The organism is Salinibaculum sp. SYNS191, from assembly GCF_037338445.1.
GTDB lineage: Archaea > Halobacteriota > Halobacteria > Halobacteriales > Haloarculaceae > Salinibaculum > Salinibaculum marinum.
In genome coordinates this window covers 2,016,080-2,029,112 of sequence record NZ_CP147838.1, presented here as the reverse complement: position 1 = coordinate 2,029,112, position 13,033 = coordinate 2,016,080, and the positions used below count along the sequence as shown (strand labels likewise).

11 protein-coding genes are annotated in these 13,033 nt (G+C 56.8%); 2 read left to right on the top strand and 9 right to left on the bottom strand.

All coding sequences use genetic code 11. The features are described from left to right. Nucleotides 1–2 precede the first annotated feature (2 nt). The 5 genes from WDJ57_RS11000 to cas6 all read right to left on the bottom strand — a co-directional run bounded on the left by WDJ57_RS11000 (nt 3) and on the right by cas6 (nt 7,440). Nucleotides 3–2,108 carry a DEAD/DEAH box helicase gene (locus tag WDJ57_RS11000; protein ID WP_338900870.1) on the bottom strand — a complete coding sequence of 702 codons (2,106 nt, stop codon included), beginning with the start codon at nt 2,106–2,108 and terminating at the stop codon, nt 3–5. Between the two features lie 2 nt (nt 2,109–2,110). Then, complete coding sequence (locus WDJ57_RS10995; protein ID WP_338900869.1) at nt 2,111–2,728, bottom strand: hypothetical protein; 618 nt, start codon at nt 2,726–2,728, stop codon at nt 2,111–2,113. 207 nt (nt 2,729–2,935) lie between these two features. After that, on the bottom strand, nt 2,936–3,913 hold the full coding sequence (gene cas7d, locus WDJ57_RS10990) for a type I-D CRISPR-associated protein Cas7/Csc2 (protein ID WP_338900868.1): 978 nt from the start codon (nt 3,911–3,913) through the stop codon (nt 2,936–2,938). A 25-nt stretch (nt 3,914–3,938) separates the two neighbouring features. Next, nucleotides 3,939–6,554: a hypothetical protein gene (locus WDJ57_RS10985; RefSeq protein WP_338900867.1), complete on the bottom strand. Its 2,616-nt coding sequence runs from the start codon at nt 6,552–6,554 to the stop codon at nt 3,939–3,941. Then, the gene (gene cas6 / locus WDJ57_RS10980) at nt 6,544–7,440 is read right to left on the bottom strand and encodes a CRISPR system precrRNA processing endoribonuclease RAMP protein Cas6 (RefSeq protein WP_338900866.1); all 897 of its coding nucleotides are present in this window, start codon (nt 7,438–7,440) and stop codon (nt 6,544–6,546) included. The genes WDJ57_RS10985 and cas6 overlap by 11 nt, the downstream gene beginning before the upstream one ends. A gap of 273 nt (nt 7,441–7,713) precedes the next feature. Here cas6 and WDJ57_RS10975 point away from each other — a divergent pair, with 273 nt between their 5' ends. Further along, on the top strand, nt 7,714–8,373 hold the full coding sequence (locus WDJ57_RS10975; protein ID WP_338900865.1) for a MarR family transcriptional regulator: 660 nt from the start codon (nt 7,714–7,716) through the stop codon (nt 8,371–8,373). Nucleotides 8,374–9,159: 786 nt separating this feature from the next. Here the strand turns inward: WDJ57_RS10975 and WDJ57_RS10970 are convergent. The 3 genes from WDJ57_RS10970 to WDJ57_RS10960 form a co-directional block, all read right to left on the bottom strand. Then, nucleotides 9,160–9,345, bottom strand: a complete 186-nt coding sequence (locus WDJ57_RS10970; protein ID WP_338900864.1) for a hypothetical protein — start codon at nt 9,343–9,345, stop codon at nt 9,160–9,162. Next, nucleotides 9,342–9,557 (bottom strand): hypothetical protein, encoded by a 216-nt coding sequence (locus WDJ57_RS10965; RefSeq protein ID WP_338900863.1) that lies wholly within the window; start codon nt 9,555–9,557, stop codon nt 9,342–9,344. Before WDJ57_RS10965 ends, WDJ57_RS10970 begins: the two co-directional genes overlap by 4 nt. 355 nt (nt 9,558–9,912) lie before the next feature. Continuing rightward, nucleotides 9,913–10,179, bottom strand: a complete 267-nt coding sequence (locus WDJ57_RS10960) for a helix-turn-helix domain-containing protein (RefSeq protein WP_338900862.1) — start codon at nt 10,177–10,179, stop codon at nt 9,913–9,915. Between the two features lie 276 nt (nt 10,180–10,455). Between WDJ57_RS10960 and WDJ57_RS10955 the strand changes: the two genes are divergently transcribed. Then, on the top strand, nt 10,456–11,349 hold the full coding sequence (locus WDJ57_RS10955; RefSeq protein ID WP_338900861.1) for a hypothetical protein: 894 nt from the start codon (nt 10,456–10,458) through the stop codon (nt 11,347–11,349). Nucleotides 11,350–11,929: 580 nt separating this feature from the next. Here WDJ57_RS10955 and WDJ57_RS10950 read toward each other — a convergent pair. Beyond that, complete coding sequence (locus WDJ57_RS10950) at nt 11,930–12,844, bottom strand: amidohydrolase family protein (protein WP_338900860.1); 915 nt, start codon at nt 12,842–12,844, stop codon at nt 11,930–11,932. Nucleotides 12,845–13,033: the final 189 nt, after the last annotated feature.

Genomic DNA, 13,033 nt, shown 5'->3' with positions numbered 1-13,033 from the left:
GGCTACGCCGTGCGCGAGATACTGACATTGTCTTCCCTCCCCTCGTGAGTCTCGATAGTTATTGTGACGCGGCCTGCCCGAATCTCCGCCGGGACGAGCATCGACCGTAGCGGCACCAATCTAAACCAGTCCAGAAGGTCGGTCTCGGACACCGCAACATTATCAAGTTGGCCGTGTTTCGCATAGCCCGTGTACCCCGCCGTCAGCACGTCTTCGATGTCCCAGCTCGCTTGAGTTAGGTCGATACCGTCACCGTCTGCCGGCTTTCCAGGGTAGTACCCGCGGACGTCAACCCCCTCACTCGCATCCCAGAGTGTCAGCACGTTCCCGTCCGTAATGTCGCCTACGCTGTAGTGTTGGAGTGCGCGCACGAGGTCATACTCCGTCCGCTCATGGCCGTCACCGCGAGGGTATCGCACCGGATGTGAGACGGACCGGCCTCTGAGTGAGCGAAGTCCTTTGAATGCTTCCATAGCAGCCCTGACCGCCCGACTCCCAGCACGGTCGATAGCTGGGCCCCCGAGCAATGCGTCGGACTCCTCGTCAAGTGCTTGTTGTGCACTCCCCAAGTCTTCGAGGAACGATCGCCAGCGCGACTGCTCGGGGAAGTCACCGAAGTCTGCGTAGACTGCGTCTGAGACTCCGTGTCCCTCGTCGCGGTCGTGAATAGCAGCGGCAGCACGCATACCGCTTAGTGCACGCAGTCGTTCACGGCTAGTACTCGGCTCTGGACGCGCCTCCATGACTCGCTGTAGAAACTCAGGGTACGACTGGACAGGCGGCCATGTCGGGTCATCAAGCCCGTAGAGGTCGACAATTGCTGGCGACTGTCGACCCGCACGCCCGATGCGCTGGATGAACGCAGACGCGGTGAACGGGCTCGCCATGACGAGTCGCTGAACATCGAAGTCAAGGCCGACTTCGCCTTTGCTTGTCGTGTTGAGGACTGCAAACTCATCTGGAAGGGACCGTCTGGCACCCGTGTCGTAACCGTTATCTTTGACTACGAGATTAGCGAAGGCATCGTCGTAAGTCGTCTGCAGGAACTGATAGAAGGCGTTGCTCCGTGCCGCGCTGTTGAAGATAACTGCTGCAATCGGTCCTCCACCGTCGTAGGCCCGGCTGACCGTTCGCCGGAGCCGTTCGGCAATCTGTTCGAACGCGTCCCCGATGCGATTCGGATAGCGATTCACCAGCATTGGCGAGCGGAACCGTGAGATATCCCCTGGACACGTCCCTTCAATTGTCGCGTCGAGGGTGGCGTCAGTCAGTGACTGACTCTCGTAGGTACGTGTTTGCTCCTGTGCCGTCGTGGTGGCATGTTCGTCGTGTCGGTAGAGTAAATCGGCATCCGGAGGTGGGGCCTGCGTGCTCATTGCGAAATCAAGCGGTTGGAGACACGCTGTAATGCGGTCTGCAGAAAGGCCAATATCCTCGATAACATGGTCGATGAACGCGGTATCTGGTGTCGCTGACGACAGGAGGAATCGTGGTGGTGTGAGTTCGTCGTCGCCGTCTGGACTCAGGACCGCGCCGCGCTCGGACAAGACCTTGATCTGCGTCAGCAGACCACTTGCAGCTAATGCGTCGTAGTAGTGAAATTCGTCGAAGACCGCGGCGTCGAACAGGCCGTAGATCCGGAGAATATCATCACCTGGTGAGAAATACAGCCCCTGCAACACCGCCTGCAGGATGTCAGGGTTTGTCACAATCACGTCATGTGCTCCGCGTTGGCCACGCTGTGCGTACTCGATGAGTTCACGCGTCCGGTCGTCGCCAGTCCCACTGAGTGTATCACTCGTCACGACCTGTACGTCGAGTCCAGCAGCCTCCAGTTCGGCAGCCTGAGCATTCACTAGCGCGTTTGTCGGGTACAGGCAGAGCGTGTGCCCCATCGCACGACTAAGAGCCGCAATAACAGCTGTTTTCCCACTTCCGGTCGGCGCTTCGAGTGTAGCGACAGGGGCAGCGTCGGTGTCGTGAATCCATGCAAGTGCGGTCGCCTGAAATTGCCGGGCAGGCTCGTGGGGGAAGTCAGTATCCGGCATCGTCGTTGGCAAACCCGCACCGCCGATGAGATATCGGTCGGCTGGTTCCGGGTCGGTCATCGTCAGAGTACGCTGCCGGGTAGGACTGTAGTTTCGAACCACTGCCGGTCCACGTCCACGAACCGATTCGTCCGCACGTCGTTGCCCCGGCTATAGGTGTCCGCGTGGCGCATCAGGTCAACAAGTGTATCCTCCCCGACATCGTATACCGATTGCAGAAGGTACTGATTGACAGTTACTGTCTCGGCAGGGTCGTCTCTGCGCGTCGCCCGGAATTCTCCCGTTCGCTTGATACCCGCCCGGAAACCGATTTGAGGAGGCGGGGCATCGTCGGGATGTGCCCAGATAGTGAATTCGAAGTTCGTGCCCGGCGACAGTCCGACAAACTCACGAACCTTGTGCCAGCCGGCATTGCTCCCTTCGAGTCGCCTTGGGACTGGCTTCTTCGAGCCACGAATCATCTCTCCGACCGTGTTGTCCTGGGAGACGATGGCTCGTTCGGTCGAGTATGATACCGTCCGGAAGGTCCGTTCGTCTGCATCAACGTCTTCGATAGGGGCTAGTTCACTAACGAAGAACGGCAGGTTCCGTAAGTGTCCGTAGTCCGGGGTTGTGGCCTCGTCACCGATCAGTGCATAGCGCTTTTTGAGATCGTAGTACTCGTAGCCAAGCGCGTGCATGACGGCCGTCGCTGCGATGATAGGATCAGTCTCAATTACGCTTCCCTCCTTGCTGGCGTAAAAAAGGGGTGCGTAGAGTCTGGCGTCATACGTATGCGCACGGACTACCTCGGAGGAACGTGCCGAACTCTCTGCATCCTGGACAGCATCCTCCAGACTGACCTGATTATGTGACATGGGTTGCTGGCATCTCTTGGTTTCAGGCGGTCAGTCGAGTTCGGGGATGTTCTCCCGTGCGGCTGCGGTATCGCTGACAAGCAACTCACGTAGGATCTGGGTTGCGTCGTCGCGTTCCCGTCCAGAAACAGCCTGGAGCGTGGAGAACCACTCGGGGAACGACTCTACATCGCTGACTTTCTCATCGCCGTACACGTCCCAGTTTGCCCGCTCCTGTGCACGGAGGTAGTGCCCGAGAGCGTCACCGATGTCTTCGTGGTCTGGGTCGGGGTCGTACCCCTCGAGGAATTCACCAACGGACAGTAGTGCTGGCTGGTCGGCCACGACAAGCGCCCGAATACTGTTCTCGATAGTCTTCCCGCTCCGAGTTTCACGCGCTCCGTACCCGTGGGTGTTCAAAACATTGTGCAGGACGTACGCAAGCATCGCTGGCGTCCCGGCTTCCAGTGTTAGGAAGTGCATGAACGTGTTTCCTGGCTGGACGCGGACCTGCTCGTACAGCCCCTGCGAATGTTCACCTTCTTCGTCGGTCATCGTGCCGGACTCGAAGGCTTTATTCCGTGTTTCGGCATTCATCACGTCGTATTCGCCTGTCGTGTAGGTGTAGCCCGCGAACAGCCGTGACTTCATGCCGTAGTCCTGATCACCCGTGCCGGTGATACCGTATGTCACGGCATCCATGTTGATGGCGTTCTCCAAGGTAGGGGGTTCATTGTAGGCGTACTCTTCCGCGATGAGATCGTCTCCGTCGTCGAGTTGGCGGAGCAGGTCAAGTCCAGTCAGACGCTCTTTCGTGGTGAATTTCTCTGGGTTCGACTGGGCACGGGTAGTATCAGCAATTATCTGCGTCTCAGCACGGTCCTGCTCAGTATTGCGGATGAGCAGCGGATCGACGACGTCACGTTGAACGGCGAGCGTGACAGATGGTCGACGCCGCATGTAGAACTGATACTGGTCGATGAAGCCTTTCTCCGGGAAGTCGATGGCGGTGGTAGCGTTTGTGCTCATGGGTTTGTTGTCTGGAAGGATAGTTTCAGGCCGGTGCCTCCTCTTCGTCTGCCTCTTCTTCTCTCAATTCGTTCAGTAACTGGTCGTAAGCGAATAGGTACGTGTTCGCCAGTGTGTTGCGCCGACTGCTCAGGTCTTCCTTGGTCAGCGAATCATCTGATTCCAGATATTCGAATAGTGACTCGACGAATTGCGTTGCCTGCTCGGTCGTGACTCGTCCCGTGTACTCCTCCTCCTGAGCGGCTTTGTACACCTGTCCTGCAGTATGCTCAACTAACTCCTCGTCTGCAAGGCCACGATTTAATCCGTCGAGTGCTGAATCAACAGCCAAGCGGAATATCTTGACCTTTTTGTGTCGACTGCCATACTCTTTTCCGTACAGTTCGAGTCCTGATTCGGCTACGTTTCGCATTAGCATGTATGTCACTTTGTATGTACTATCAGTGAAGTGTGAGTGCGTGTCCTCTCTGACGGACGCATACCACTCGCTGTTCTGGACGACGAGGTCTGCTATCGGTTCGAGTGTGTCACCTGGGAGGCTAATCAATTCACGTCCCGCGTCGTAGTCTCCGCTGTCGGCGGCTGACCGGAGGATGTCGAAGAGCCGGCGCGACTGTCGAAGATCGTCGAACGACTCGATGCGGTCCACGCTGTAGGAACGTTCGCGGCGGGTCGGTACCAAGTCCGCAAACAGTGCATCCTGCGGCTCGAATCCCGTGAAGGGCTTACCAATCAGGACTTTGAACCCATTACTCACCAGTGCTTCGAGCAATTCGCGAACCTGCCGGAGCCGCCCGTTCTCGGTGTCGGCGTAGATTGGTTGGAGGTGATATTGCGGGGCGAACGAGTGGGCGACGAGTTCGGGTGTGGTTACTGTGGCTGCTACCTCCTCCTCGTCGGATTGCAGCGAACGCACGAGTCGGTCTGACTCGCCAGTAGCGCCGACAGTGAGGTTCGCAACAAATGCGTCGTAGTAGACGAACGCAATCTTGATGTCTGCCCCCACGGAGTAATCGTGATCCTCAACCGTATCCCTGAGGAGCGCATGCTCGAGGTTGCAGACTGGGCAGATTTTCTTGTAATCTCCCTCTGGCTCGACTCGGCGCGAGAAGCTCTGGGTCCTGTAGAAGGCGTTGTTGCCTTTCTTGTAGTCTCGCGTCGAGTGCCGACCACAGAGGAAGCACATCTCGTCTCCGCTCGGGACCGATATTTCCTCCTCAAGGCCGGTTTCGAAGAACCGGTCGACGACGACCCCTCCAGCCTCAGATTCTGGCTGGAGGTCATCCCGGAGACTGTCGCGATGCTCTTCAGCAAAGTCAGCCAGTTCGTCCCGTACTGTGGCAACCTCATAGCCGTCTGCAACTGCACCGGTCCATCGGCGGAGCAACTCCGCGATGAATCCGATTTTCTGTGTGAACGAATTATACGTATCACCCTCAGAGATTTCCTCCCAGAGGCGTGCCATCGACGGGTAGTTCTCGAAGGCTGACTCGTAGTTCTGGTCGCGAAACACCACTTTTGCCAGCTCTGGAAGATGGGCGGCAAATTCGTCGGGTATCGACTCGAATTCGTGGTCTGTCCCACTACCCTGTCGGAGTGTTTCTGCGTAGCCTTCAGCGATAATTTCTCGCTTTTCGTCAAAGTGGATGTCGACCTCGGCGAGGATATCGTACTCGAAGGACCGCCACTCAGTCTTCGCGTTGAATTCGTGTTCCTCGGTAATCCTGCTCATCAATTCGCTGTCGACGGCCTCACGAAGCGTGTCTCGCTCAATTGGGACGCCAAGGTAGGCTACTTCATTTGGTGTGCTTCCGAGTATGAGACCGTGTGTCGGTGGATTAATCGTTTCCAGGGGCTCGTCGCCTCGATCACCGATGATGTGTTTGACGGTGGTGAGCAGGTGGTTGTTCAAGACTGGTTGTTCCAGTCTGGTGAACTCCACATATTGGACGGGGCTGTCGTCGTCGGCAAAGAACTTCTCGAGCCACTCGACACCCTTTTCGAGCCCATCCTCATGGACGACCGAGACGAAGCCATCACTGATACGACAGTATCGTTCCAGCCCGCGGACGCGACGTGTCGATGCACCGCGGGTTTCACTCTCATCTTCGTAGGCTTCGGTACGCTGGACCAGCCACTTCACGTCTGCTCTGTCCCGAGCGAGTTCCTCTTCGCTCTCACCGGGCAGCACCTCCGTAATGTCGAAATCGTCACCCTGGTCGAAGTAGTAATCCAATACTTCCTCACTGTTATTCGATGTGTCGAGGGAGCAGTCGTAGGCTGCATCAACGTACTTGTTGGTGTCGTGGAGAGCGAGTGCCGCGAGAAGCAATCGCACCTCCGTGTCGTCGATTTCTCCTTCGTCATTAACGACGCGTTCGTACACGTAGACCGTAAGTCCGACTGTGACGACGTTGATAAGGTGAGTCGAGAGCGCGACCGGCGGGTCGTACTTACCTGGATAGTTCCCAGCCTGGTCGATGAGTCTGCCAGCGAGGCCCGGCAATCCATCGGCATCTGACTTGCCGCTGCTCCCGACAACATACTGTCGAACATCACGTGCGTGCTCAGCAGCCTCTTGTAAGCGGTCTGCCTCGGGCACCTCAAACGTGACCGACGAATCCGTGCTGTCAGAAGGCATTGTCACACCCCACTATTTCAACGCTGACGGTACCCGCTCCACGTGCGGTGTGTCGCCCGACACCGGAGAACTCGGCGAACCGCGACAGCGCCAAAACAGCTGTTTTCGTTGCTTCTGACGCACCTTTGAACCGAAACGTCCACGTCCCCGTGTAGCCCTGCGCTTCGTTGAGGTGCTGTCCCCCATCGCTCGCCACGTCATCTGTTTCGGTGCTCTCCTCGTCCATCGGTGGCTCCTCACGATACACCACGATACTGTGGGTGTCGTATGCATCCGCATCCGGAACTGTGTACAGTTCTTCCCCAAGAGTCTCCGCGACTGGCATCATCTCAATGTCTGGCGTGTCGGCGAGTGCGTTCCATCGGTCGGCCAGATGTGGGAATAGTGTCGTTCGTTGCGGATGCGTCTCCCATACTTCGCCGTACCGTTGTCGACACGTCGGCGTCTCGAACGAGACGCGAACACCACCTAGGTCGGCTTCTGTAAGGTCGTGTGCTGTCGTGAGTACCGTCTCTTGCTCGGTCGTCTCTGATTCGACGCTTTCGACCGTCAACTCCCCATGAGCAAGCGGGAGGGAGCGGTCGTTGATAACGAACGCCCGGACCAGCGCCTCAAACAACGCCTCGTCATCTGGGTGTGTGACACCGAGTCGGAGTCGGTACTCTTGATTCCCGTACACCTGTTTGTGGTATGGACGATCAGCACCGTACCCGAAATCCCCCAGCAAGCCACTGTTGGTGAGTGACGAGAAGTTTGCGCCGTGGATCTCGTCGGCAACTTCCGTATCGACATTCGAGAGCAACGAGAGCAATCCACTGTACGTCTGGTAACCCGTGGAGAACGGTACTGGGAATGTGCCAGACGAGGGGACGAGCGTCAGAGTCATTTGCTTCATATCGGTTCGCCCAACTGTGCGTCCTAATCGTGTCGGCTTAATAGTTATGGGAAAATCGACATGATTGCGCTAAGATAGAAAGCAGGAATTATCTAACGCTGAGAAGAGGGAATGTCAGTTGCGTTTTCCTATACATAGAATACAGCGTGTTAATTCTCGCTGCTTTCCGTGAGCATGGAAACAAAATCAGTAGAAATCGAGAGGTTCAAAATCGGGAAAAGAATTATTTATCTATCAGGCTAGCGGTAATTCACACCCTATTCAATGAAACGATTCGTCGCTCCACTCGGATTTAGCGGGCATTTGGTAACACGTTCTGTCATTGCGCATGGTATTGATGCTGGCCACACGATAACGTTGGTATACCCAGAACAGGACGAACCATCTGCCACGGAACGCGTTAAAAGTGCAGTCAACGACGTTGAATCGACGCTCACCGGTGTGGTTCATAGCGTCGATCTCGTCGAGAAGACGGTCCCTCCAGACGATTTCAATGCTGCGCTCGATATTTGTAGTTCTATCCTTACCGACGGACAGCCCCCAGTCGTCTGCATGGGTGGCGGGGCAACGGACGTTCACCTCCCGATGACTGTCGCTCTACTTGCACACTCGGAGCACATCACAGATGTCGTGATGTACAGCGATACGAAGCAGGCCGCCACGCCGGTCCACATTCCTGATATTACAGCAACGATTCCCGACGAGACGGAATCGACATTCACCACGCTACTCTCATTATTGGAAGAAGGCAACGAGGTGTCGGTGTCCGACCTCGCTGAGGCTGCAGATGTCGCAACCAGTACGGCCAGTCGGCATATCTCAACACTCGCTGACCGCGATATCGTCTATCGGGAGCGTTCCAATCAGGCTAAAGTGGTCCGACTGACAACGCTCGGTCGTCTCTTTTCCCGGAATCGGATGTGACTCTCGTATGTTCTGTCTCAGCTCTCAGCCATGAGCGCTCAATACCTATGGAGCCTGCTAATTGAACATTCCACGTCTACGATTATATCGGTTTGGCCGTCGCAGCACACCAAGTGGCTTGAGTTGAGCGAGAAATCACAGGCAAGCGTCCGGATGACTGGTGTTACCGGCCACCCACGGGAGACATCTTCAGCGAGACACCTGTTGCTCACGCTAGCGCTGGCCGGCCGATGAGTGATCAGCCCAACAATTGAACCCCCGATGATGAACGCTGACACCAGTGCGTGGAAACCGAGAGATGGCGTGGAGATAGTCATGTCTCGCCTCATCTCTCCATCTTTTCAAAACTTATGCAGACCACTCCCGCGCGGCATCCGGGCTGTAGCGCCCATGACTCGGCTTCTTTCGCGCATGGACCAGTCAGTAGGACGTGCTCGATGGCACGGAATACAGGTCGGTCTCTTGCGTTCCATGCTTACTCCACTGTCTCCTGGGATAGCAGCGTTTCCATCGAGTCAGCAGACCTCCACAAACCTATCAGCGCTTAAGAAGCAGACTCGAGCACGTCAAAACTAGCCACACCCGTCCAGGTGCGGTGGTATTGCGGTCTGCGGTGCGGTCGCCGAACCCCGAGCGTCAGCGAGGGGTGAGGGGTATTTGGATTGTGTGGCCTTTGCCACACTTCCTCTGAAGGGTTTGCCTAGCCAGCAGGAAGGTGACTGGCACCCAAATCACTGTAAACATCGCCGAACTGCGTATACGGAAGAAAAACTGTCAGGGGACCCGCTAGCAGTCGTGTTCGTGTACTCGCTCGGGCAAGCCAATCCGACCACAGCTGGGGCACTCACCGAGTGCAGTCGGATAGCTCTCGCCCAATTGCTCTAAGATCGCCTCGAAGTGTCGCCGAGCATCGGGATGCACCGCCCGCGTCACGCCCGCAGCGGCGTGCTGGCGAATCACGTCTTTGTTCATCGATCCAACTCCGGCAGGTGATAGACCGCGCCGCGACTGTGGCCACGCGCTGCCAGTCCATCGGCCAGTGCATCCCAGTTTTCGACATCGACGAAGCCAATGAGATCTTTGCCGATGGTGCAGTGTTCATAGACCAGTACGCCGCCGGCGATGGGCACTTGGATGCGGTCGCCGGCGTAAGCCTCTTCGTGTGGTAGTTGTTCTATCGACATGGGTTACTTGGAACCCAGCTCGCCTGCTCTAACAGGCGGGCGCTTTCTGCGTGAAATCGCCCCACGGAGCCGGTGTTCCACAACAAACTGTTGTGCCCACACACCCATAAAACTATTGTAGCTCTACAACCAATTTGTTACTGAACAAAATGTCCACTCGGGGCCCGAAACCAACAGTTTCCGATGATGAATTGATTGACGCGATTCGGATGTCTGATCGCCCATTCGCAACGGCTGCAGACGTTGCGAAGCGAGTAAATCTCTCGGATTGGCGCGTCAGGCAGCGACTCGAACGAATCGGAGAACAAGGCCACAGTCAATTAAATATCGCCCGCATTGGGGGTGGGCCGCTAATCTATTGGCTTGACGGGTCGTTCTCTTCTGAAGCCAACTGACGCCTTCCTTCGTCTGTCAACCACCATACTCTGGCGTTCCCAACTTTATCAGACTCCACGAGTCGATACTCCTCTAATGTTTCAAGCCGCTTGCTCGCCGCCTGTTGACTCATTCCTACTTTCTCAGCCAGCTCAGTCGTGCCTAGTACGGGCTTGTAGGCCATGTGCAACTGATAGAGGAACTCTTTATCAGGGACGTTGGGATCGGGGCCGCGGCGTTCAACCACAGTAGCTGTATTAACCAGTGAGGTACAAGACTAATTTGTTGTGATACTCCTGTATAGACACAACAGTTATAGTGGCTACCCTCATAGCCACCGCTAGCACTCACTCGCAGTGATAGTCGCACGCTGAAAACCGCATGCGACGACCTGCTCTCGACAGATCGCCGCGAGTGGGTCTACCCCAATGAGACTGCACGCACCGCGGGTTCAAAAAGAATCCGCACGGCCAGTTGCATCGCCCGTCAGCCACCAGACCAACCCAGATTTCTCTCCGTAGCTATGCCATCAGAACTCACTTCCAGCGAGCCCACACCAACCGACCCATCTACAGACCACATCGACGCACTCCTCACTGAATGTCGAGACCTCCGCGAGACCGTCGCCGATCAACAGGCCACCATCGAAGCCCAACAAACCCAGATAGAATCCCTCGAATCCCGACTCTCTTCACTCGAAGAGACAACAACCGACCTCCAGACAGAGACCGACGAACTCGAAACAACTACCCAGATCAACACCACCCGCATCGACAGCCTGGATGGGGCAATCGACGCCCACGACCAGGCCATTGCCGAACTGCAGAGTCGCGAACTCGAAAAGAACGCCCATCTCGCACTCGGGAGTGTCGCACGTTTTCTGGAATCGACCCAAACCGCCGACCTCAGCGTCGATGGCGAGCGCCTTGAACGCTTCACCACCAAAGACGGCACGCAGTACGTCCGCCTGCCTGATGCAGCCGATCCACTCGAACGCTCGGGGACCTCGGCACTTGCTCAAGGGGATCTCCTGCCTATCCAGCAACTCGCCCGCCTCGATGATGACATGCTGCGGGCGAACGTGAGTACACTCCCGACGCGGCTGGCAGCCCGCTGTTGGCGTGAGCGGATTGGCGACGACTCGAATGAACCCTGGAAGCGTGGGAGTAACACCGTCAGGCAGTATCTCGACGCGAGTGATCTTCGAACCTGGATACGCCGCGTCGAGGATGGTATCTCAGACACCTATGCAAAAAAGCTCGCCCGTCGCACGATGGATGCACTGACCGACCTCGGACAGGGCCGCCTCTATCAACAAAAGATGACGCATCGCAAAGACGGCCTCCGTTATAAGGAAACCAGATTGATCCTGCCGAGTGATTCGGCCATCCCGGGCGAACAGACTGGAAGCGACTAGTCCGAAGACAGCAGTCGTCGCCGGTCGGGACTGTCTCCCAACCCACGATCGGCCCTGTGAAGGCGCTCACACGACCTACCCCATCACACGAACAACCGAGGGCGGGACTCCTTGCGGTGTCACTACCTGCTGGTGCGTCCTGAGTGCGGGCGTCGGCGGGCACACACCAGTGACGCACCCAAAGCAGGGACCGTCGACGACAGTTGTCGCCGGAGCATTCCGGGAGTTCCTCTTAGGATGTCCCTCACCGTTTTCGAGGCGGAGGCCCGCAGAAACCCAGAAGTAAGCACCCCAACTCACGTAGCTTGGGGAGTCAAGCGACGCTTACAAGCGATGATGACCGACCATCCCACGGCGGGAGACATCTTGTTGCGGTCAGGCGGCAGCGCAAGGCGGGAGGTCGCAGTGGTACGGAGCGAACAATTCGGGTGTGACTGGTTTGGGTGGTCGTGTCGAGACCCTCAGCTGTTGAAAAGTCTCAGCAGTCGTGCTGCATACACAGCGCGTATGTAACACCCAGGCCTAGCCGTCTGTAGTTGAGTGTGTTCGGTGAGAGACCATGATTCTCGCGCTGTTTCACTCACTTCGGTGAGAGTCGCAGTTTGTCCTTGAACGACTGGAGCGCGTATCTAGCAGCCATTCGCGTGGGTCCGCGTTTGGGGGCGTCCCGGACGACCGACCACGTACTCGGGGTTTCGGTCCCATCGAGATTGAACGACCATTCGGTGTCGGCCTCGAGCCGCTCCATCGCCGCCTCGACCCGGTCGAGGACGGCGTCTGCATCCATCGTCTGCAGGTCCCCGTCACGCAGCAGGACCTGTCCGTCCACGATCACCGTCTCCACGTCGGCTCGGGTCGCCTGGTTGGCGACGTGGGCGAAGACGTTGTTGACCGGCGCGAACTTCGGTGAGGAGATGTCGAGGACGAGCAGGTCTGCCCGTTTGCCTGCTTCGAGGCTCCCGATTTCGTCGCCTATGTTCAGAGCGCGCGCTCCATCGATGGTGAGCATGCGGACCAGCTCCCGGGAAGTGAACTGGCCGTGCCCCCATTCGAGGTTCGCCGCGAGCCGTGCCTGTCTGGCCTCCCCCAACAGGTCGTAGGAGTCGTGCCAATAGTGATCGTCGATGCCCAGCCCCACGTCGACGCCCGCATCTAGCAGGTCGGGGACGGGCGTCCACTGTGCCTCGGGATCTGGATTCCAGTAGCTGAAAATCGACGCGCAGTGTGCGACGCCAACATCCGCGTTCGCCGTCCGCTGGATGTCCTGTTCGTCTGCCATCCGGAAGTGAGCAGCAAGTAGCCGGTCGTCGAGGATTCCAACGTCCTCCAGCAGGTCCAGCGAGTCGGCCGCGCCGTTCGACCGTGCAATCGTGTTGCTCATCTCCAGTTCGAGCAGATGCGTGTGGACGAGGAGGTCGGGGTACTCGGCGGCGAACTCGGCAGTCCGCTCCCAGAGCTTTCGGGTACACGACCAGTCGTCGTTAAAATACGGCATTTTCACATCTGGTTATATATGATAGGAAATTTCATTTACTGTGGAAGGATGCGAAGTATTATTTAAAAACCATTTTTAGTTTTTATACAGACAATTAATTATTTATTGGCTATAATCCATTATTTAATTTAAAATACTACATAATCTACATTTTCTCCATTTCTGCTATAGTATCCTTGTTAATATTAT